The 21,640-nt window shown below is 63.6% G+C and carries 19 protein-coding genes and 1 tRNA gene; 13 read left to right on the top strand and 7 right to left on the bottom strand.

Annotated elements, in window-relative coordinates; all coding sequences use genetic code 11:
• Positions 1-92: 92 nt before the first annotated feature.
• Entirely contained in the window at positions 93-1,010 is a 918-nt protein-coding gene (locus tag QZ409_RS20660; RefSeq protein WP_296715122.1) for a hydrogen peroxide-inducible genes activator, read from the bottom strand.
• A 97-nt stretch (positions 1,011-1,107) separates the two neighbouring features.
• Here QZ409_RS20660 and QZ409_RS20655 point away from each other — a divergent pair, with 97 nt between their 5' ends.
• Together QZ409_RS20655 and QZ409_RS20650 are read left to right on the top strand one after the other, a co-directional pair.
• Entirely contained in the window at positions 1,108-1,575 is a 468-nt protein-coding gene (locus tag QZ409_RS20655) for a YdcH family protein (protein ID WP_296715121.1), read from the top strand.
• A 568-nt stretch (positions 1,576-2,143) separates the two neighbouring features.
• Positions 2,144-2,800 (top strand): pyridoxamine 5'-phosphate oxidase family protein, encoded by a 657-nt coding sequence (locus QZ409_RS20650; RefSeq protein WP_296715119.1) that lies wholly within the window; start codon positions 2,144-2,146, stop codon positions 2,798-2,800.
• Between the two features lie 11 nt (positions 2,801-2,811).
• Here QZ409_RS20650 and ada read toward each other — a convergent pair whose 3' ends face one another.
• The 3 genes from ada to QZ409_RS20635 form a co-directional block, all read right to left on the bottom strand.
• On the bottom strand, positions 2,812-3,897 hold the full coding sequence (ada, locus tag QZ409_RS20645; RefSeq protein WP_296715116.1) for a bifunctional DNA-binding transcriptional regulator/O6-methylguanine-DNA methyltransferase Ada: 1,086 nt from the start codon (positions 3,895-3,897) through the stop codon (positions 2,812-2,814).
• 206 nt (positions 3,898-4,103) lie between these two features.
• Positions 4,104-4,178: transfer RNA gene (locus QZ409_RS20640), tRNA-Val, on the bottom strand.
• A 94-nt stretch (positions 4,179-4,272) separates the two neighbouring features.
• Positions 4,273-4,653 (bottom strand): response regulator, encoded by a 381-nt coding sequence (locus QZ409_RS20635; protein WP_283364496.1) that lies wholly within the window; start codon positions 4,651-4,653, stop codon positions 4,273-4,275.
• Between the two features lie 207 nt (positions 4,654-4,860).
• Here QZ409_RS20635 and QZ409_RS20630 point away from each other — a divergent pair, with 207 nt between their 5' ends.
• Together QZ409_RS20630 and hisN are read left to right on the top strand one after the other, a co-directional pair.
• A complete protein-coding gene (locus QZ409_RS20630; protein ID WP_296715099.1) occupies positions 4,861-5,784 on the top strand; it encodes an N-formylglutamate amidohydrolase in 924 nt (307 codons plus the stop codon).
• Positions 5,785-6,268: 484 nt separating this feature from the next.
• On the top strand, positions 6,269-7,072 hold the full coding sequence (gene hisN, locus QZ409_RS20625; RefSeq protein ID WP_296715562.1) for a histidinol-phosphatase: 804 nt from the start codon (positions 6,269-6,271) through the stop codon (positions 7,070-7,072).
• Here hisN and QZ409_RS20620 read toward each other — a convergent pair.
• Positions 7,055-8,041 carry an alpha/beta hydrolase gene (locus tag QZ409_RS20620; protein WP_296715098.1) on the bottom strand — a complete coding sequence of 329 codons (987 nt, stop codon included), beginning with the start codon at positions 8,039-8,041 and terminating at the stop codon, positions 7,055-7,057. The genes hisN and QZ409_RS20620 overlap by 18 nt on opposite strands.
• Before the next feature lie 197 nt (positions 8,042-8,238).
• Here QZ409_RS20620 and QZ409_RS20615 point away from each other — a divergent pair, with 197 nt between their 5' ends.
• Positions 8,239-8,727, top strand: coding sequence for an Hsp20 family protein (locus QZ409_RS20615; RefSeq protein WP_296715095.1), 489 nt, complete (start codon positions 8,239-8,241; stop codon positions 8,725-8,727).
• A 73-nt stretch (positions 8,728-8,800) separates the two neighbouring features.
• On the opposite strand, the gene QZ409_RS20610 is transcribed toward QZ409_RS20615, so the two are convergent.
• Positions 8,801-9,445, bottom strand: a complete 645-nt coding sequence (locus QZ409_RS20610) for a hypothetical protein (RefSeq protein WP_296715092.1) — start codon at positions 9,443-9,445, stop codon at positions 8,801-8,803.
• 543 nt (positions 9,446-9,988) lie between these two features.
• Here QZ409_RS20610 and gltB point away from each other — a divergent pair.
• The 8 genes from gltB to QZ409_RS20570 all read left to right on the top strand — a co-directional run bounded on the left by gltB (position 9,989) and on the right by QZ409_RS20570 (position 20,452).
• Positions 9,989-14,647 (top strand): glutamate synthase large subunit, encoded by a 4,659-nt coding sequence (gene gltB / locus QZ409_RS20605; RefSeq protein WP_296715560.1) that lies wholly within the window; start codon positions 9,989-9,991, stop codon positions 14,645-14,647.
• Positions 14,648-14,661: 14 nt separating this feature from the next.
• Positions 14,662-16,080, top strand: a complete 1,419-nt coding sequence (locus tag QZ409_RS20600; RefSeq protein WP_296715091.1) for a glutamate synthase subunit beta — start codon at positions 14,662-14,664, stop codon at positions 16,078-16,080.
• A gap of 131 nt (positions 16,081-16,211) precedes the next feature.
• Positions 16,212-17,105, top strand: coding sequence for a helix-turn-helix transcriptional regulator (locus tag QZ409_RS20595; protein ID WP_296715090.1), 894 nt, complete (start codon positions 16,212-16,214; stop codon positions 17,103-17,105).
• A gap of 114 nt (positions 17,106-17,219) precedes the next feature.
• Positions 17,220-17,540 (top strand): iron-sulfur cluster assembly accessory protein, encoded by a 321-nt coding sequence (locus QZ409_RS20590; protein WP_296715088.1) that lies wholly within the window; start codon positions 17,220-17,222, stop codon positions 17,538-17,540.
• 18 nt (positions 17,541-17,558) lie between these two features.
• On the top strand, positions 17,559-18,743 hold the full coding sequence (gene nifS / locus QZ409_RS20585) for a cysteine desulfurase NifS (RefSeq protein ID WP_296715085.1): 1,185 nt from the start codon (positions 17,559-17,561) through the stop codon (positions 18,741-18,743).
• A gap of 8 nt (positions 18,744-18,751) precedes the next feature.
• On the top strand, positions 18,752-19,909 hold the full coding sequence (nifV, locus tag QZ409_RS20580) for a homocitrate synthase (protein WP_296715082.1): 1,158 nt from the start codon (positions 18,752-18,754) through the stop codon (positions 19,907-19,909).
• Positions 19,910-19,938: 29 nt separating this feature from the next.
• Positions 19,939-20,178, top strand: coding sequence for a hypothetical protein (locus tag QZ409_RS20575; protein WP_296715080.1), 240 nt, complete (start codon positions 19,939-19,941; stop codon positions 20,176-20,178).
• A 34-nt stretch (positions 20,179-20,212) separates the two neighbouring features.
• Entirely contained in the window at positions 20,213-20,452 is a 240-nt protein-coding gene (locus tag QZ409_RS20570; protein ID WP_296715079.1) for a hypothetical protein, read from the top strand.
• A 42-nt stretch (positions 20,453-20,494) separates the two neighbouring features.
• Here QZ409_RS20570 and QZ409_RS20565 read toward each other — a convergent pair whose 3' ends face one another.
• Positions 20,495-21,520 (bottom strand): AraC family transcriptional regulator, encoded by a 1,026-nt coding sequence (locus tag QZ409_RS20565; protein ID WP_296715077.1) that lies wholly within the window; start codon positions 21,518-21,520, stop codon positions 20,495-20,497.
• Between the last annotated feature and the right edge of the window lie 120 nt (positions 21,521-21,640).

Raw genomic sequence — 21,640 nt, 5'->3', positions numbered from 1 at the left:
GGCGTCGCTTCGGGAGGGTCCGCTTCCGCTGATTAATAAAAGGTGAATGGCCTCGGTGAATTTCTGACAGGGGAAAGCTGAACCTGTCACTTTCAATGCGACGCGATCCCCAAGGCGGCGGCGGCGATTTCCGCCTCGGTTGCGAGTTTTTCATATTGCCGAATACGGCCGCTGCTCTCCCGCCAGAACATGCCTACCGCGCGCTCGGCTGACCATCCCTCCAATGATTTCAGGACGACATCGTCGTCGGCCCGGAATTCCGAGCGGGCGTAAAGCTCCGGAAAAATCGAACAGCCCATGCCGACCGACACCATCTGTCTGATCGCGTCCAGACTGGTCCCTTCATAATCGCTGACGACCTCCGCGCCTGTCCGCAAGGCGAGGCTGGCCAGGATTTCGGCGAGGCGGTGCCCGGCGCCAAGGCTGAAGAATTTTTCGCCGCGCAGGTCGGCGAACGTCAGCGCCTCGCGACAGGCCAACGGATGCTCGGCTGGAAGGCCAATCAATAGCCGTTCCGTCCCAACGGCGCGAAAGGCCAGAGCGTCGGCGTGGGGCTCGGGTCCGATCCCGCAGTCCAGCGTTCCGTCGGCGACGGCGCGCTCGATATCGATCGGACGATCCTCCCGGATATAGGTCTTCAGCTCGGGATATTTGCGATGCGTCAACCGCAGCAGCGCAGGCAGGAAATAAGGCCCGAAACTCGGCACGGTCCCGATCCTGAAGAGGCCGCCAAGACGAACGGCGTCCTGTTCGGCGATGGCCACGATATCGTCGAGCGCGGCGAGGACAGCCTTCCCCCGCTGGACGATCTCACGCCCGACGGGCGTTGGCGCGGCGCCGCTCGTCGTGCGTTCGAACAGGGTGGCGCCGAGTTGCTTTTCCAGCAGCCCGATCTGAACGGACAGGGTCGGCTGCGACACATGGCACCGCGCCGCAGCACGGCCAAAATGCCCGAGTTCGCTCAGGGCGACGACATATTCCAACTGGCGGTGACTGGGACGAAAGGCCATTCAATAGTTTTAGACTATGATGATGATTGAATCAATGAATTGGCACTATCACCTCAAGACGGCATTCTTGTCTCGCTGACCAAGAGGAGAACGAGACATGGATAGCTACCTGAAAGCCCTTCGCGACAAGCACTCGGCGATTCAGGCGGAAATTGACGCCGAATACGCACGCCCCTGCCCGGAGGCGCTGGTTCTCGGCGAGCTGAAGAGGAGCAAGCTAAGGTTGCGCGAGAAGCTGCATCGGCTTGAAACTGCCGTTCGATTCGCCGTCCGGCGCGAGCCCCTCCCGGCGCTTGTCGTCATCGACGCTCCCTTGTTGTCGGATCGCGCTTCCACGTCAGGTTTCAAGCGGCTCCGAAAGCGGGATCGGCTGTTCGGCGCCATCGGCGCCAAATACCGCTTCCTGAAAGGCCGCATCTCCGAACTGCTGGCGCGCCACGACGGCGATTATTCGGAGCTCAGCGCCGCCTCGCAGGAATTGGGGTTCCTGAAACGCGCCCTGCGAAACAGGATCGCCCGCCTGAGAGCGAAAAAGCGCATGATCCGGCAGGCAGCGGCAACCTGAACTGGGAATTGACCGCGGATTGCGGTCTTGGAAAAGCGAAAGCCCTGGAAGCTGAGATTTTCAGCGTTTCCAGGGCTTTCGAAATGGTGGGCGCGAAAGGGAGTCTAACCGATCGGCCGGATTCCTCAAGGTTTTCGCATGGCGGAAAAATCTGGAGCGTCGCCGCCCTTGCTCTCGTCAGCTCCGCCCCGCTGGCTCACGCTGAGGATTGGGCCGACCAGCGCAGGAATAATGCATCGCCTCCGCGAAGCCCTCGACGATGGCGGCGACCGCGCCGCCGAAAACAGCAGCGCCCAAATCTCCCCTCGCGACGATCGCTTCCGCCGGAAATCGCGGAAAACGAACTGACCTTCGACCTGCCTGTCAATTTCCGATCGAAGGCGAAAATGTGAGGGAAGGAAGCTGGACGGCGCAAGGCGGCTCCGGAACCTAAATGATTTCCATGAAAAACCCCGCGCTTTCCCGGCTGCTATCGGGAGGGGCCTCTTGCCAATGCTTTTCCGAGGGTGGGATCCTCGGATGTTGCGCGAACCCGGGTTCCGCCAGCATCGAGCAGGGGCGACTTGCGATGTCGAAGTTTTACACCGACCAGCATCGGGCGCTGCAGGACAAGTTCGACTCGCGCCGGATGGCGGATCTGATGGAGAACGCCATTGTCCATAACGAGTTCGCGGAGGAGGAGAGCGCCTATATCCAGTCGCTCGACATGTTCTTTCTCACGACAATCGACACGGCGGGCCGGCCAACCGTCTCCTATAAGGGCGGCGCGCGCGGATTCGTGACCATCACAGGCCCGTCGACGCTGGTCTTTCCCTGGTATGACGGCAACGGGATGTATTATTCGGCCGGAAACCTGATGAACGTCCCGCAAGTCGGTTTGCTGTTCATCGATTTCCAGACGCCCAACCGTCTGCGCGTGCAGGGCGACGCCGAGATCCTTTTCGACCACCCGCTCCTGGAAAAATACCCCGGCGCGGAATTCCTGGTCAGCGTGGCGGTTGAGGCGATCTGGGTCAATTGCCCCCGCTACATCCATCCGCACCAGAAACTCGCGCAGTCCAAATACGTCCCCAAACCAGATCGCCCGGCTCCGCTGCCCGGCTGGAAGCGATTAGATATCGTGCAGGAGGCGATCCCCGCATTGGATCGGGCGCAGGTCGCGGGCGCCGGCGGGGAGCTTTCAATGGAGGCCTATGTGGAGCTATTGGCGCAGGGCAAGGGCTAGACTGCCCGCCGTCATTCCAACTCGCTGCCCGACTCTTTTGCGAGCAAGGCGCGTTTCCGCTCCACCCCCCAGCGATAGCCTGGCAACGAACCATCGTTGCGAATGACGCGATGGCAGGGAATGGCGACCGCGAGTTTGTTGGCCGCGCAAGCTCCGGCGACGGCGCGGGCCGCCGTCGGCGCGCCGATCCGTTCGGCGATTTGCGCATAGGTCGCCGTCGCGCCGGCCGGGATGTCGCGTAGAGCCCGCCAGACGCGATGCTGGAAGACGGTTCCCTGCACGTCGAGTGGGAGATCGAAGCCGCCGGCCGGCCGCTCTACCAGTCCAACGACCGCGCCGACGATCCGCTCGAACGCGGCGTCGCCGCCGATCAGCTTCGCTTTTGGAAAGCCGTCCTGCAGCGCGCGGAGCAGTGATTCGGGATCTTCGCCCAGCGAAATGGCCGCCACGCCATTGCTTGTGGCCGCGACCAGAATCGAACCCAGCGAACATTCCCCGATCGCGAAACGCATTTCAACGCCGCCGCCGCCGTTGCGGAAATCGGTCGGCGTCATGCCGAGCGCCTCCGACACGCCCGCATAGAAACGTCCGCTCGAATTGAAGCCGGAGTCGTGAATGGCGCCGGTCACGGTCCCGCTCGTCCTGAGATTGGCGCGGACGCGCTTGTGGCGATGGGCAGAAGCGTAAGCCTTGGGCGTCACGCCGGCGACCGCCTTGAAGACGCGATGAAAGTGAAAAGGGCTCAGGCCGACGGCCCCGGCGAGACGCTCCAGCGGGAGCGGCTCCTCGGCGGTCTCGATCAAGCGGCAGGCCAGCGCCACCGTCCGCGCATAATGCTCTTGCAGGGGCGCGATGTCCGGCTTGCAGCGTTTGCACGGGCGAAAGCCCGCCGCTTCAGCAGCGCCGCGCGTCGTATGGAAACGAACATTCTCGCGCCGGGCTTGCCGCGACGGACATGAGGGACGGCAATATACCCCTGTCGTCGCCACGGAATAATAGAGCCTGCCGTCGAATGACCCGTCGCGCGCGACCACGGCGGCCCAGCACAGTTCGTCGTCCAATGCGGGCTCCGGATGCGGCGGCGTATTTTCCATCATGCGGATCATCGTGACGGCCTTTCGAGTCTCTCCGCAAGATAGGCGCGCTCAGTCCTCGCCGCACTCCGATCCTTGCTCCCAAATCGAAAAAATGGCGCAGGCTTATGACTGTTCGCAAAGCTTCGGCTGAATTGACCGGGGATCGGGTCTTAGAAAAGCGAAAGCCCTGGAAGCTGAGATTTTCAGCGTTTCCAGGGCTTTCGAAATGGTGGGCGCGACAGGGATCGAACCTGTGACCCCTACGATGTCAACGTAGTGCTCTCCCGCTGAGCTACGCGCCCGAAGCCAGTAGAATCGGCCCCGTCAGGGTTCGGGGTGTATATCGATTCGCCGTGGTGCGCGCAAGCCGTCGGCGGCAAAAAAACGCTTCTTCGCTCAGGCCGCCAGCAAACGGGTCACTTCATTGACCAGATCGCGCAAATGGAATGGCTTGGAGAGAATCTTGGCCTGGCGCGGCGCCTGATTGTCAGGATTGAGCGCGACGGCCGCAAAGCCAGTGATGAACATCACCTTGATGTCCGGGTCGAGCTCGGTGGCGCGGCGCGCGAGTTCGATGCCGTCCATTTCCGGCATCACGATATCCGTGAGCAGAAGTTCGAACGGCTCCTCGCGCAGCCGGTTATAGGCCGCGAGACCGTTGTCGAAGGAAATGACGGCATAGCCGGCGTTTTGTAGCGCCTTGACGAGAAAACGACGCATGTCGTTGTCGTCTTCCGCAAGCAGGATCTTCACCGATGACTGGATTTGGTGGTTCATGACACCCTCGTTCTTGCGAACCAGTTAAAGACCCATCGTGGTAAACAACAGATGAAAAATCATTAAAATGCGGCGACAGTTAACGCATTTCGTTCTTTTCGTGGCGCCCGGGCGACAGGCTGGACATTCTCCCCGCGCGGCATCATGTTTGCTAACGACGGGAGGAGCCGGTCAGGACCGGCTTCAGCCAGAATCAGGATTGGACAAATGCACGTTCTCGCGGACGACGCGGCTCGCGTCAGACCGCATTGCGAGACGATTGAGCCTGAACGGCTGATCTCGCCGCTTGTCTTTTCCTCGCCGCATTCCGGCCGGGCCTATCCGGCCGCCTTCCTCGCCGCCTCTGCGCTGGACCTGCAGACCCTGCGCAGCTCGGAAGACGTCGCTGTGGACGAGCTCTTCGCCGCCGCGCCGCTGTATGGCGCCCCCCTGCTCCGCGCCAATTTTCCGCGCGCCTTTCTCGACGTCAATCGAGAGCCTTACGAACTCGACCCCAAATTATTCGACCAGGCGCCGCCTCACTACGCCAACACGCGCTCCTTGCGCGTCGCCGGCGGCCTTGGCACCCTCGCCCGCGTCGTTGCCGAAGGCCGGGCCATTTATCGAGACCGCGTTCCGCTCGCGGAGGGGCTGGCGCGGATCGAAGCCTTCTACAAGCCCTATCACGCAAGGCTCGAAGCCTTGATGAACCGGACCGAGCGGCAATTCGGCGCCGTCTATCTCATCGACTGCCATTCCATGCCTTCGCGCGTGCCGACCGGCGATTCCCGCCGTCCCTATGAGCCGATCAACGCCGATATCGTCATTGGCGACCGCTATGGCGCAAGCTGCGACCCGGCCTTTTCCCACAAGGTTCATGCCCTGCTTTCGGGCATGGGCTATCGCGTCGCGCGCAACAAGCCCTATGCCGGCGGCTTCATCACGGAAAACTACGCCATTCGCTCGCACAACCGCCATGTGTTGCAGATCGAGATCAATCGCGCGCTTTATATGGACGAAAAGAGCCTCACGCTTGGCCCCGGCTTTGCCGGGCTCAAGGCCGACCTGACCCGCCTCATCGCCCAGATCGCGCCGGCGGGCGCCCGGACGGGCCTCGGACTGAATGGCGCCTGGCGGCAGGCGGCCGAATAGGGACAATCCAGAGAAAACGGCGTTCTCGGCCGGCCTCGAACCGGGCCGGGAGGACTTGAGCAAAAAAGGAGCCCAAAAAGGAATCGGGCCCAAAAAAAGACCGCCAACGATTTGTCAGCGGCCCAAGTCAAGGGAGGAAACGCCCAAAAATTGGGCCTCGACGGCGGAACGCGCCGCGATAAGGAATGATGGCGCCGCGCCGCACAAAAAGCAAGGCTGTTTTGGGCCTTTATCCCCGCATTCGGGCGTGGAGCCGGGCGTTCCCAGCCAAGGCAAAGAAGGCACAGAGCGCATAACATTATGTTTTAATTTAATATTTTATCGAAGCGCCAATCCGGGCGCCTCTCTCGCACTGCAATGCTTAACCTACTTTGGTCGGATAAAAACGCCGCTGCCGCAGGGCATTTTTGGTCCCGACTCGCCGCTCTGGCCTTCATGCCCGGTTCGTGGCATGTCTCAAACGAATCAGCTGGAGGGCGGCGCAATGACGGCGGTGGATTTCGTTCCCTTTGTGGAGCGGCTTGCCAAGATATCGGGCGAAGCGATCATGCCCTTCTTCCGCGCCGCTTTCGCGATGGAGGACAAGTCCGGCGGCGGCGTCTTCGACCCCGTGACCGAGGCCGACCGCGCGGCGGAGGCCGCCATGCGCCGGCTGATCGGCGAGGCCTTTCCCCATCATGGCGTGATCGGGGAGGAATTCGGCGCTGAAAGGCAGGATTCGGAATATGTCTGGGTGCTCGATCCCATCGACGGCACCAAGAGCTTCATCGCCGGACTGCCGCTGTGGGGCACCCTGATCGGCCTGCTGCACAAGGGCGCGCCCTGCTACGGTCTGATGCACCAGCCCTTCACCCGGGAAAAATTTTTCGGCGACGGCGAGGCCGCGCATTGGGCCGGCCGTGGCGCCAATGGCGAGACGGCCTCGCGGCGGTTGCTGACGCGCCCCTGCTCGGGGCTGGATCGCGCCACGCTCATGACCACCTCGCCCAAGCTGATCCCGGAGCCTCTGCGCCCCCATTATGACGCGCTGGAAGCGAAGACCCGGCTGGCGCGATATGGCGGCGATTGCTACGCCTATTGCATGCTCGCCGCCGGCCATGTCGATCTCGTGGTCGAGGCCGGGCTGAACGCCTATGACATTGTCGCCCTGATTCCCATCGTGCGCGGCGCGGGCGGGATCGTAACGACCTGGGACGGCGGCGACCCGTCCAGGGGCGGCGCCATTGTCGCGGCGGGCGACAAGCGCGTCCACGAACAGGCGATCGAGGCGCTAAGCGCCGCTCTGTGAGATCTTTTCCGCAGCCTCGTGCAGAAAGCGCTCGCCGGGCGCGAAGGCGTCGAAGGCCGCCCAGAACTTGGCGCGGATTTCCGCGCGCTCCATCAGGATTTCGTGACGCGCTTCCGGCAGCACCACGCAGGTCGCCGTTTTGAGCCGCCGCGCGAAACGCTCGATGGCCGGCGTCGAAACAAGGCGCTCGTCGCCCGCCGCGAACAGAAGCGTCGGCGTGCGAATGCGCTCCGCATAGCCATCCGCGGTCAACCGATCCATCAGGCGATAGGCGGCATGGGCCCAGCCGACCGTCGGATCGCCAATACCGAGAGCCGGCGTCGCCTGGATGGTTTGTGCCGCGCGGACAAAGCGGCGCTGATCCCCGGTCAGGACATTATTGGCGAAGGGTTTTTCCATCAAGGTGCGCGGCCCCCCGCCAGGAACGAACAGCCGCGCGAGGCCCATGTTGCGGAAACCCGCCGCGAGGCGGCGCGCCATGTGCGAGCCTGGAAAGCCGTGAAGATCGACCATCGGCGCGGTGCCGACGATCCGCGCAAAGGGCTCCTCTGCGTCGCAGGCGGCGGAATGGTCCAGCACAGCCGCCGCGCCCATGGAATGGGCCAGGGCGAACCAGGGTTTGGGACAGTCGGGCGCGAGAAGCTGACGGATGAAGGCTTCGAGATCGAGCCGATAATCGGTCGAGCGGCGCAGATGACCCTTGGCGCGATTGCGCAGAAACCGTTGCGACAGGCCTTGGCCGCGCCAGTCGAAGGTCGCGACGACGAAGCCGCGCTCCAGCAGTTCGCCGATGGTCTCGAAATATTTCTCGATGAATTCCGCCCGCCCCTGAATTACGGCCACGGAGCCGCGCGGAATTCCCTCGGGCCGCCAATAGGCCGCGCGCAGCTGCGCGCCGTCGCTGGCGCGCAAGCCGACGATATTGGCGCCGGGCGGACATCGGTTGGCGGGCGTATCATAGAGTTCCATGGAAACTTCCTGCGCGGGGCGGACAGATTCGCATAAATAGGCCGCCAGCGAAACCGCGCCGCGCGCTCTTGAAAAAGCGCGGGGCGCTTCCAATCTCGTGGTCAGCGCGGGCCGATGACGGGCGCGCTCACACGGCGCGGCTCCGGCGCCCATCTGGACCGGACCGGCCGCATGTCGCTTCAACAGGAGGATGTGCAATGCGTCAATTTGATCTCTCCCCCCTCTACCGGTCGACCATCGGTTTCGACCGTCTGTTTTCGCTGCTCGATCAGGCCGGCGCGCCCGAAAGCGCGGCCACGTCCTATCCGCCCTATAATATCGAGCGAACCGGCGAAAACGCCTATCGCCTGACCTTGGCGGTGGCGGGCTTTGGCGAAGGCGATCTGTCGATCGAGTCGCGCCAGAACGCCCTGACGATCAAAGGCGCGAAAGAAGCGCGCAAGGAGGGCGAGTCCAGCGAGGTCCTTTATCAGGGCATCGCCGCACGGGCTTTCGAGCGCCGCTTCCAGCTTGCCGACCACGTGCAGGTGACGGGGGCCCGTCTCGAAAACGGCCTGCTTCATGTAGACCTGGTCCGCGAGATCCCGGAAACGCAGCGTCCGCGCACGATTCCGATCGGTCACGGCGCCCCTGCCACGGTCGAGGCGCCCAAGGATGCCCCCAAGGAAGCGCCCAAGGCGGCTTGATCCGGCGATAAGGCTGACCCAGAAAAGGAAACGGGCGCTCTGAGCGCCCGTTTTTTTGCTGAAACGCGACCGGCTATTGCGGCAACGGCTCGACCTTTGGCGCGCCCGCGGGACGCAGCGGCTTGATCGGGCTCAGCGCGGAATCGGCGGGATTCACCGGGCGCGGCGCGGCGCCGGGCTGCGCGGGAGCGGCCGGAGCGGCGGAGACGGCTCTGGCGCCAGAGGGCTGCGGCGGAGCGGCGGGAGTCGCTGGAGCGACAGGCTCGCCAAGGCCCGTCGGCGCATTCGGCCCCCCGGGGGACGCATGGTCGGGCGGCGGAAGCGGCACGCCGGGCTCGGACAGATCGGAGCCCGGCGACCGCGCCGGACGATCCTCGCGGCGGGCGAGCACGGTGATGTCGAGAACCTCGCCGCTGATCGCATCGAGCGTGAATCGCTTGCGGGCGCCCTCGTCGTCACGGCCGATGGCGATAATGTCGGGACCACGAAGGCGGGGCGCTCCGACCAGGCGCGCCCCCTCGCGGGCGAGCACGGCGCGAACCTGGCCTGGCGACAGATGCGGAGGCGCGGCCTGCGGACGCGGCGCTTCCGATTGACCGCCAAAGGGGAAAAATTGCGCGCGCGCCGGTCCGCCGACCCACAGAAACGCCCCCGCTAATAATGCTGGCGCCCAGCGTTTCAAGCACCCGAGCGGCGCCCGCGCCATAAAAGTCTCCAAGAAATTCTCCGATCAATTTTCCGAGCGTTTTTCCGAATCCGATTGCCGCCATTTATGCCACAAAGCCGACAGGCCGAAAATCTGGACATGAACAATTCGGCGCGCAAAGCAGCTTTTTGCCTTCAAACCATTCAGTGCGGCTGAAATTACGGCGCCTAATTCGAGAAAGTGAAAAAACTTTTGCCTTCGACGCCCCCTGCGAACCCATGACGTCTTGTGTGGCAAGTGCTAATCTGGCAATGTCCCGCCCTAATAAATAGGACAGCCTTGCTGACCATTTATTGCCCTCACATTCCAGCCGGCTTGTCGCGCCGTCCGCCTGAGGCGACGGTCGCGTGAAAGCGGCGGGGTCTGAAGGGTGGGACAGTCGAGAACAACAGGTGACCGTCGCCATCGGCGCGTCGCCATGATTGGGCAGGATGGACGGGCATGAACGAATTGACCAGGTCGAGTGATTTTCGCGCCGCGCTCGCCACGCAAGCCCAGGACATGTCCAAGGACACGGCCAATGACACGTCCAAGGACCTGAGGGTGGAGCAAGCGATGGTTTTCGAAACCGCCAATGGCTTGCCGCCAGCGCAAGGCCTGTATGATTCCCGCAACGAGCATGACGCCTGCGGCGTCGGCTTCGTCGCCAATATGCACAACGCCAAATCCCACGAGATCGTGCGGATGGGCCTGCAGATCCTGCTGAACCTCGACCATCGCGGCGCCGTCGGCGCAGATCCCAAGGCCGGCGACGGCTGCGGACTGCTGATGCAGATTCCACATCGCTTCTTCTCGGAAGAAGCCGCGCGTCTCGGCTTCTCGCTGCCGGCGCCCGCCTCCTATGCCGTCGGCGCGCTGTTCATGCCGCGCGACCCGGAAGCCCGCAAGATCATCGAAGGCATCTTCGAGCGCGTGGTCGCCGAACATGGCCAGATGGTGCTCGGCTGGCGCGACGTGCCGGTCGATCCGAGCGGCCTCGGCGAAACCGTCAAGCCGACCGAGCCGGCCCATCGCCAGATCTTCATCGGGCGTGGCGATACCACGCCGGACCAGACGGTGTTCGAGCGCAAGCTGTTCCTGATCCGCAAGATCGTTTCCAACGCCGTCTACGCGCGGCACGATCCCAAGATGCAGGGCTGGTATCCTGTGTCGCTGTCGTCGCAGACCATCGTCTACAAGGGCCTGCTGCTCGCGTCGCAGCTCGGGGATTATTTCGCGGACCTGCGCGACGAGCGCGTCGAATCCGCCGTGGCCCTCGTGCACCAGCGCTTTTCGACCAACACCTTCCCGTCCTGGCAGCTCGCCCATCCGTATCGCATGGTCGCGCATAACGGCGAGATCAACACCCTGCGCGGCAACGTCAACTGGATGGCGGCGCGCCAGGCTTCGGTCGCCTCGCCGCTGTTCGGCGACGACATTTCCAAGCTGTGGCCGATCTCCTACGAAGGCCAGTCCGACACCGCCTGTTTCGACAATGCGCTCGAATTCCTGGTTCAGGGCGGCTATTCCATGGCCCACGCCATGATGATGCTCGTGCCTGAAGCCTGGGCCGGCAATCCGCTGATGGATGAAGAGCGCCGCGCCTTCTATGAATATCACGCGGCGCTGATGGAGCCGTGGGACGGCCCCGCCGCCGTCGCCTTCACCGACGGCCGCCAGATTGGCGCCACGCTCGACCGCAACGGCTTGCGTCCGGCGCGCTATCTCGTCACGGAAGACGGTCTGGTCGTCATGGCCTCCGAAATGGGCGTATTGCCGATTCCGGAAGAAAAAATCATCACCAAATGGCGCCTCCAGCCCGGCCGCATGTTGCTGGTCGACATGGAGCAGGGCCGCATCATCTCCGATGACGAGATCAAGAAGAGCCTCGCCACCTCGCATCCCTATCGCGAATGGCTCAAGCGCACGCAGATTCAGCTCGAAGACCTCAAGCCGGTCGAGGCCCGCTCATCGCGCGCCGACGTGCCGCTGCTCGACCGTCAGCAGGCCTTTGGCTACACCCAGGAAGACACCAGCATCCTGATGGCGCCCATGGCCGTGACTGGCCAGGAAGCCATCGGCTCGATGGGCCAGGACACGCCGATCCCGGCCATGTCGTCGAAGTCGAAGCTGCTCTATAATTATTTCAAGCAGAACTTCGCCCAGGTCACCAACCCGCCGATCGACCCGATCCGCGAGGAGTTGGTGATGAGCCTCGTCTCCTTCATCGGCCCGCGCCCGAACATTCTGGACCATGAAGGCACGGCGAAGAAGAAGCGCCTCGAAGTCCGCCAGCCGATCCTGACCAACGCGGATCTCGAAAAGATCCGCTCGATCGGCCATTTCGAGGATTCTTTCGACACCAAGACGCTCGACATCACCTATGCCGTCGAACTCGGCGCGCATGGCATGCAGTTCATGATTGAGCGCCTGTGCGACCGCGCCGAACAGGCGGTCACCGGCGGCTACAACATTATCGTGCTGTCTGATCGCATGACCGGCCCGGACCGCATCCCGATCCCGGCGCTGCTCGCCACCGCCGCCGTGCACCACCACCTGATCCGCAAGGGCCTGCGCACCTCCGTCGGCCTGGTGGTCGAGACCGGCGAGGCGCGCGAAGTGCATCACTTCGCCCTGCTCGCGGGCTATGGCGCCGAGGCGATCAACCCCTATCTCGCCTTCGAGACCCTGGCCGACATGGCCGACGAATTCCCGGCGGAAGTCGACGGTTACGAGGCGGTCAAGCGCTACATCAAATCCATCGACAAGGGCCTGCTCAAGGTCATGTCGAAGATGGGCATCTCGACCTACCAGTCCTATTGCGGCGCGCAGATCTTTGACGCCGTCGGCCTATCCAAGGATCTGGTCGACGCCTATTTCACCGGCACCGCCACGCCGATCGAAGGCGTCGGCCTGGAGCAGATCGCAATCGAGACCGTCGAGCGCCACAAGCTCGCCTTCGGCGACGCGCCCGTCTATCGCAACGCGCTCGACGTCGGCGGCGACTACGCCTATCGCATCCGTGGCGAGGCCCATAACTGGACGCCCGACACGGTCGCCTTGCTGCAGCACGCCGTGCGCGGCAACAGCCAGGAAAAATATCGCGCCTTCGCCAAGCTGCTCAACGACCAGTCCGAGCAATTGCTGACCATCCGCGGCCTGTTCCGCATCAAGGACGCCAGCGAGGACGGCCGCAAGCCCGTTCCGCTGGAGGAGGTCGAGCCTGCGGCTGAGATCGTCAAGCGCTTCGCCACCGGCGCCATGTCGTTCGGCTCGATCTCGCGCGAGGCGCACACCACGCTCGCGATCGCGATGAACCGCATCGGCGGCAAGTCCAATACGGGCGAAGGCGGCGAGGAATCCGACCGCTTCAAGCCCATGCCCAATGGCGACACCATGCGCTCGGCGATCAAGCAGGTCGCCTCGGGGCGGTTCGGCGTGACGACGGAATATCTCGTCAATTCGGACATGATTCAGATCAAGATGGCCCAGGGCGCCAAGCCCGGCGAGGGCGGTCAGCTGCCCGGCCACAAGGTCGACGCGGTCATCGCCAAGGTGCGCCACTCGACGCAGGGCGTGGGCCTGATCTCGCCGCCCCCGCACCATGACATCTATTCGATCGAAGATCTCGCGCAGCTGATCTACGACCTGAAGAACGTCAATCCGCGCGCGGATATTTCGGTCAAGCTGGTGTCGGAAGTCGGCGTCGGCACGGTCGCGGCCGGCGTGTCCAAGGGCCGCGCCGATCATGTGACCATTTCCGGCTATGAGGGCGGCACGGGCGCGTCTCCGCTGACCTCGATCAAGCACGCGGGCAGCCCGTGGGAAATCGGCCTTGCCGAAACCCATCAGACCCTCGTTCTGAACCGCCTGCGCTCGCGCATCGTGGTTCAGGTCGACGGCGGGTTGCGCACCGGACGCGACGTGATCGTCGGCGCCCTGCTGGGAGCGGATGAATTCGGCTTCGCCACCGCGCCGCTGATCGCCGCCGGCTGCATCATGATGCGCAAGTGCCACCTCAACACCTGCCCGGTCGGCGTCGCCACCCAGGACCCGGTGTTGCGCAAGCGCTTCGTCGGCCAGCCCGAGCATGTCATCAACTTTTTCTTCTTCGTGGCCGAGGAAGTCCGCGAATATATGGCCCAGCTCGGCTACCGCACGATGAACGAGATGATCGGCCAGATGCAGATGCTCGATCGCGACAAGGCGATCCAGCACTGGAAGGCCAACGGGCTCGATTTCGCCAAGCTGTTCCACAAGCCGCAACCGCTCGATGGTCAGACCGTCTATCGCTCTGAATTCCAGAACCACAATCTCGAAAAGGCGCTCGACAAGCAGCTGATCGCCCGTTCCGGCGTGGCGCTGGATCGCGGCGCGGCGGTGCGGCTGGAGACGGAAATCTGCAACGTCAACCGCTCGGTCGGCGCCATGCTGTCCGGCGAAGTCGCGCGGATCTATGGCTACGCCGGCCTGCCGGACAATACGATCCACATCCGCGCCAAGGGCACGGCGGGACAGAGCTTCGGCGCCTGGCTCGCCCATGGCGTGACGCTGGAGCTGGAAGGCGAGGCCAATGACTATGTCGGCAAGGGCCTGTCCGGCGGCCGAATCGTCGTCTATCCGCCCCGCGAGGCGAAGCACATCGTTCCGGAGAACTCGATCATCGTCGGCAACACCGTGCTTTATGGCGCGATCTCCGGCGAGGTCTATTTCCGCGGCGTCGCGGGCGAGCGCTTCGCGGTGCGCAATTCCGGCGCGATCGCGGTGGTGGAAGGCGCCGGCGACCATGGCTGCGAATATATGACCGGCGGCGTGGTGGTCGTACTCGGCTCCACCGGCCGCAATTTCGCGGCCGGCATGTCGGGTGGCATCGCCTATGTGCTTGACGAGGCTGGCGACTTCCCCTCGCGCTGCAACATGGCCATGGTCGATCTCGAACCGGTGGTCGAGGAGGAAGACCTCAACCAGCGCCTCAATCATCAAGGTGGCGATCTCGCCGGCCACGGCCGCGTGGACGTGATGAGCGACATGTCGCGCTTCGACGCCGAGCGCCTGCGCCAGCTCATCGCCAACCATGTGCAATATACCGGCTCATCGCGAGGGCGCGAGATTCTCGACAATTGGGACGCTTATCTGCCGCAGTTCCGCAAGGTCATGCCGGTCGAATATCGCCGCGCTCTCGCGGAATTGATGACGCAAACCGAACCGCGGCAGACCGTCGCCGCTGGCGAATGAGTTAGGGGAACGAAATGGGCAAGGTCACGGGTTTCCTCGAAATCGACCGGCAGGACCGCAAGTACAAGCCGGCCGCCGATCGCATCCGCCATTACAATGAGTTCGTGATTCCTCTCTCCGAGGAAGCCACGCGCGATCAGGCCGCGCGCTGCATGAACTGCGGCATTCCGTTCTGCCATAACGGCTGTCCGGTGAATAACCAGATCCCCGACTGGAACGATCTGGTCTATCGCAGCGATTGGGAAGAGGCGGCGCGCAACCTGCACTCCACCAATAATTTCCCCGAATTCACCGGCCGCGTCTGCCCCGCGCCCTGCGAGGCGGCCTGCACGCTGAACATCGAGGACACGCCGGTCACCATCAAGACGATCGAATGCGCCATTGTCGACCGGGCCTGGGAAAACGGATGGCTTCGCCCCGAGCCCCCGTCCGCCAAGACCGGCAAGACTGTCGCGGTCATCGGCTCGGGCCCCGCGGGCCTCGCCGCCGCGCAGCAATTGGCCCGCGCCGGCCATGACGTCCATGTCTTTGAAAAATTCGCCAAGGCGGGCGGCCTGCTGCGCTACGGCATCCCCGACTTCAAGATGGAGAAGCATCTGATCGATCGTCGCATCGCGCAGATGGAGGGCGAAGGCGTCACATTCCATTACGGCGTTCATGTCGGCGTCGACGTTCAGGCGTCGGACATCGTCGGCGGCCATGATGCGGTGATCCTCGCCGGCGGTTCCGAAAAGCCGCGCGACCTGCCCGTGCCTGGCCGAGATCTCGCGGGCGTGCATTTCGCCATGGAATTCCTGCCGCAGCAGAACCGCCGCGTCGGACGCGAGAACGCCGGACCGGAAGAGCCGATCCTCGCCTCAGGCAAGCATGTCGTGGTCATCGGCGGCGGCGACACGGGCTCGGACTGCATCGGAACCTCGGTGCGCCAGGGCGCGCTGTCGGTCACGCAGCTCGAGATCATGCCCAAGCCGCCCGAGCGCGAAGAAAAATTGACCACCTGGCCCTATTGGCCGCTGAAGCTGCGCACGTCCTCCTCGCATCAGGAAGGCGCGGAGCGCGATTTCGCGGTCATGACCAAGCAGGTCGTCGGCGAGAACGGCGTGGTCAAGGCGCTTCAATGCGTGCGCGTCGATGGCAAGATGCAGGAAATTCCTGGCTCCGAATTCGAGCTTCGCGCCGATCTCATCCTGCTCGCCATGGGCTTCGTCTCGCCCGTGCATGAGGGCATGATCCAGCAGCTGGGCGTCGCGCTCGACGGGCGCGGCAATGTCCAGGCCGACACGCTCGCCTACAAGACCAGCCTCGACAAGATTTTCGTCGCGGGCGACATGCGCCGCGGCCAATCGCTGGTGGTCTGGGCGATCCGCGAAGGCCGCCAGGCGGCGCGCGCGGTCGATCACTTCCTGATGGGCGCGACCAACCTGCCGCGCTGAGCGCAACAGTCCATTCCTGACACCGAGGCCGGCGCCCGCGCGCCGGTCTCTTTTTGTTTGGCTTGCGCTTTTTTCTGTCTTTTTATGCATTTTATGTCATTTTTTCCGTCAGCTAGACACAGATCGGAAAAATGGCAGAATTTTACACAACCGCCGAAGTCGCGGCTCTTCTGCGCGTCAAGCAGCGCAAGATCTACGACATGGTCGCCGAGGGCGCACTCCCCGTGCGCAAGATCACCGGCAAGCTGCTCTTTCCGCGCGCCGAGATCGAAAGCTGGCTCGGAACGCCAGATGGCGCGGCCTCGACGGAAACCGCGCCCGCCGCGGAAGGCGCGGCAGAGCTTCCGCTTATCGCCGCCGGCGGGCACGATCCGCTGCTGGACTGGGCTCTGCGGGAATCGCAATCGGGCATAGCGGGCTTTTTCGACGGCGCGCTCGACGGGCTCGCCCGCGCCGAAAAGGGCGAGTGCGCTTTCGCCGGGCTGCATATTCCGGAAGACGGCGGCTGGAACGCCCGAGCGGTCGCGGCGCGATTCGGACAAAAGCCGTGGGTTCTGATCGAATGGGCCAAACGGCGGCGCGGCCTGATCCTGCGCCCCGGCCTGTTGAAACAGCCCCAAGATCTGCGCGGCGCGCGAGGCCTGCGCTTTCAGGCCCGGCAATCGCGCGCCGGCAGCGAACTGGTGCTCGACCGCCTGCTCGCCGCCGAAAGCATGACCCGTTCCGATCTTCACATACTGGACAGCGTCGAGCGTTCAGAATTCGATCTCGCCGCCGCGCTTGCCGAGGGCCGCGCCGATGTCGGACTCGGGCTCGAAGCCGCCGCGCGCCGGTTCAGGCTGGATTTCGTTCCGCTGATCGAAGAACGGTTCGATCTGCTCGTCTGGCGCAAGGCCTTTTTCGATCCGCCCTTCCAGAAACTACTTGCGATCTGCGCCACGGAACGATTCGCTGAAAAAGCCAGATCATTTGGCGGCTACGATCTTTCCGGCCTCGGCGCAGTCCATTTCAACGGCGCAAAATAGACGCGGCGCGCCTGTCGCAAAGCTGACATTTGTTCAAGCCAGCCCCAGTTTCCGGGCCTTTTCCTGCTGGCACATTCGTTGCTCCCGCAATGCGAAAAGCATCCGGAGCTTGTCATGATCACTCTGACGCCCGACGCCGTTTCCGCGGCGCGCACCATTCTCGAAACCGCCACGACCCCCGCAGACGGCTTGCGGATATTGGTCGAAGCCGGCGGCTGCTCGGGCTTCACCTATAAGATGGATCTCGAAAGCGCGACGCGCGACGGCGACAATGTCGTCGAGGCCGATGGCGTGAAATTCTTTATCGACGAACTTTCGCTCGGCTTCGTGAAGGGCATGAGGGTCGATTTCGTCAGCTCGCTCGAAAAGTCGGGCTTCGTCTTCGAAAATCCCAACGCCACCACGCAGTGCGGCTGCGGCAAATCCTTCGCCTGATTTTCGGGAGCGCCGGGCATGGCTGTGGTCTATCTCGACAACAACGCCACCACGCGGGTCGACCGCCAGGTCGTTCAGGCCATGCTGCCGTTTTTCACCGAGTCGTTCGGCAACGCCTCCTCGACCCATGATTACGGCGCGGCCGTCGCCCCCGCGCTGAAAGAGGCGCGCAAGCAGGTCCAGGCCCTGCTCGGCGCGGAATTCGACCATGAGGTGGTTTTCACCTCGGGCGGTACGGAATCCGACACGACCGCGATCTTCTCCGCGCTCGAGGCCTCGCCCGAGCGCAACGAGATCGTCACCAGCGCGGTCGAGCACCCCGCCGTGCTGAACGTCTGCCAGACTCTGGAGCGGACCGGACGCGCCAAAATCCATTATATTGGCGTGGACGCCAATGGCGATCTCGACCTCGACGCCTATCGCGCCGCTTTGTCGGACAAGACCGCGCTGGTCTCGATCATGTGGGCCAATAACGAGACAGGCAAGATTTTCCCGGTCACGGATCTGGCCGCCGAGGCCAAGGCCGTGGGCGCCCTGTTCCACACCGACGCGGTACAGGCGTTTGGCAAGATCGACATGGCGCTGAAGGGCGCCGCCATCGACCTGCTGTCGTTATCGGGCCACAAGATTCACGGCCCCAAGGGCGTTGGCGCGCTTTATGTTAAAAAGGGCGTGAAGCTCAGCCCGCTGTTTCGCGGCGGCAAGCAGGAGCGCGGCCGCCGCGCGGGCACGGAAAATGTGCCCGGCATTGTCGGCCTCGGCCTCGCCGCGGACATCGCCCGCCAAAATCTCGCAGCCGATCATGCGCGCATAAAAGCCTTGCGCGACCGGCTGGAAAGCGGCCTGCTGGCGGCGATCCCGCTGGCGCGGATCAATGGCGGCGGCGACAACCGCCTGCCCAACACTTGCAATATTTCCTTCGATTACGCCGATGGCGAGGCCGTGCTGCACAAGCTCGACCGCGCGGGCGTCGCCGCCTCCTCGGGCTCGGCCTGCGCTTCCGGCTCCATGGAGCCGAGCCATGTGCTGCGCGCGCTGAACATCCCCGCCTATGCGCTGCAAGGGGCCATCCGCTTCTCGCTGTCGCGCGAAAGCACGGAAGACGACATTTCCCGGGTCCTCGCAACGCTGCCGGAGATCGTCGCCGCCACGCGGGAAAAATCGCCATTATGGGCGGAAGTCCGCCCCTCGCAAGTCGCGTGAGGCCCAAAATGACCGGCGTCGCCTCCAACCGCATCCAGATCAACGACACGACGCTTCGCGACGGCGAACAAGCGCCCGGCGTGGTCTTCTCGCTTGCGGAAAAGCTGGCCATCGCGCGCGAGCTGGCGGCGGCGGGCGTCGATGAAATCGAGGCCGGCACGCCAGCCATGGGCGATGAGGAAGTCGAGGCCATCGCCGCCATCGCCAGCGCCGTTCGCGGACCGCGCGTCACGGCCTGGTGCCGCCTGAACGAGGCGGATGTGGACGCAGCCTTGCGCGCGGGCGTGAAGGTCGTGAATATTTCCGCGCCAATGTCGCGCCTGCAAATGCGCGTCAAGCTGAAAAGCGAACCTCACGAGGTCGCCGAGCGCGTGACGCGCGTCATCGGCTATGCGCGCGAAAAAGGGCTTGAAGTCGCGCTGGGCGGCGAGGATTCCTCGCGCTCCGATCTGCGCGATGTGGCCCTGATCGCCGGGGCGGCGGCGCGGCTCGGCGTCTTCCGCTTCCGCTTCGCGGACACGCTCGGCTTGCTCGATCCGTTCTCGACCTATGAATATATCCGCCAGCTGCGCGAAGTGACCGACCTGCCGGTTGAGTTCCACGGCCACAATGATCTCGGCCTCGCCACCGCCAATACGCTCGCGGCCATGCGCGCAGGCGCGAGCCACGCCAGCGTCACCGTGCTGGGTCTGGGCGAGCGCGCCGGCAACGCCCCACTGGAGGAAGTTTGCGTCGCCCTGCCGCGCACGGCCGACGCCCGCACCGGCGTCGATCTCACGCAACTTGTGCCTCTGGCGGCTTTGGTCGCCCATGCGGCGCGCGATTCCATTCCGCGTGCAAAGCCCATCGTCGGCGCCGATATCTTCACGCATGAATCGGGTATTCACGTCGCGGGCCTGCTCTCCGACGTACGAACCTATCAAGGCCTCGATCCCGCCATGCTGGGGCGGCGCCACAAGGTGGTGATCGGCAAGCATTCCGGCATCGCCGCCATACGCGCGATCTGCGCGGCGGCGGGTCTCGACATCGGCGGCGGCGTCGGCGCGGCGGTTCTGGCGCGGGTCAAGACCATTGCCAAGCTGACCAAATCCCTGGTGCCCGACGCGCGCGTGCGCCAGCTTGCGCATGAGGAAATGGCGCGAAGCGAAGTTCACGATTCGCTCTGAAATCAATCCAATCAATCTGAGGACGTAGAATGAGCGCGGGCTTTTTTGTCGACTGGAACGGCGATCTTCGCAGCACGGACGAACCCGGCGGCGGCTATCATTGCGACGTGGATCTTCCGGCGCGCTATGTCGCGATTCTTTCCAAAAACGGCGCGCTGATCCACGAGGCCACTTTTTACAAGACGGAAGCAGACCTCGAAAAGGCGGGGATCAAGGCCAAGCTCGTCCCCGGCTCCCATCCCTGGGCCGCCCCCAAGGATGGTTTCTGAGTAAGGCCCCTGCACCGCAAAAAGGAGCGCGGCTTTGGTTCCCATGACCATTCTCGTTGACGAAAAGCCGCGCTGCGTCGTCCGACCCAATGACATGAAGGGGCTTCAGCGATTCCTGCGTAACGGCAAGCCCTGGCTGCTGGCTGAAAACCCGGACGGCTCGGTCAGCCATCGCGAGGCGGATGAGGCGGAAAAGGCGGTCTGGTCCAACGCACTCGGCCTGCACCGCGCCTGGGGCGGCGACGAAGAGGATTATTTCGGCGTGCCTTTGTAACCCCCCGGCTTTCGCCAAGGCCACGACTTGGAACATGCGCTGTCATTTCGAGAACGCAAGTTCGACGGTTCTTGCACGCCATTCCGAAGGCGTAAGTACTCCCCATCGACGAAAGGCGCGTACGAAATTGCCATGCGTTGAAAAGGACAAGGCAGTGGCAATCTCGCCGATCGGGAGGTCGGTAAGCGCGAGAAGTTCCTGCGCCAAGCGAAAACGCGCCTCGTCGCGGATAGCGACAAACGACGTTCCGTTTTCGAGCAGGCGCCGGTTGAGCATGCGCGGATGCATCTCCAGTCGTTTCGAGATCGCCTCGAGCGTGTATTCGCCCTGCATCAGGAGCGGCTTCATGCGGTGACGCAAGAGCGCGGCCGGGTTGACATCATCCATCCGCATCATCGCGGCCAGTTGCGCGGAAAGGCTGGCATATCTGGCCGTGTCCGCATGAGGGTTGCTCCGCTTGAGGTCCGCGCGCGTCAGAATCACGCAGGATTGATACTGATCGAAACGCGCCGGCGCCTTCACGATCCGCTCGTAAAGGCCTGGATCGGCGGGCTGACGATGGCAAAAATGAACTTCGACGGGGTTCGCCTTCCCGCCGGTCAATGCGCGCACGATATTTGCGCCGAGGGCCATGGTGAAGCCATAGGCCTGTTTCGCACCAGGGGAATGGCGATCGTAAATGCCGAATCCGAGCGTAACGCCCCCATCGATTGGATAGGAATAAGCAGTCGCGCCGCGCGAAAGCCCAACCTGTACGCGGATATAATCCCGGATGGCGTCGCCAAGCGTCGGCGCAACATGCATTAACTGACCAATCGGTCCGAGCGACAGGTGGTCGTGCCGGGCGCCAAGCATCAGCCCGAAATGCTCGAGACCCGTCACCCGCTCGCAATTCGCCAGGAGCCGGATCGCCTCGGCGAAAGGAATCATCGCGTCGGGCGTAAGATCGCCAGGGGCGAAGGACAATCCCGCGCAGGCGTCCCGCGGATCGGTTCCGAGTTCGCGCAGCAGGTCTGGCGCTCCCGAAAGCCCGGCGACCCTCTGTAATGGAGGACCATTCATAGGCATCAGCTAATGGCGTCTTGTCGTGAAGAGATAAACGGTCGGGTTTCGATTGCTATAGCATATCGCCGCCACGGCAGTCAGCGACGGTCCGCCGGGAAAATGATTTGGAATTTCCGTATTCGG

It is taken from the genome of Rhodoblastus sp., from assembly GCF_019449565.1.
GTDB lineage: Bacteria > Pseudomonadota > Alphaproteobacteria > Rhizobiales > Beijerinckiaceae > Rhodoblastus.
Note: the sequence above shows the minus strand (reverse complement) of the source record. Positions and strands in the feature narration are given on the sequence as shown.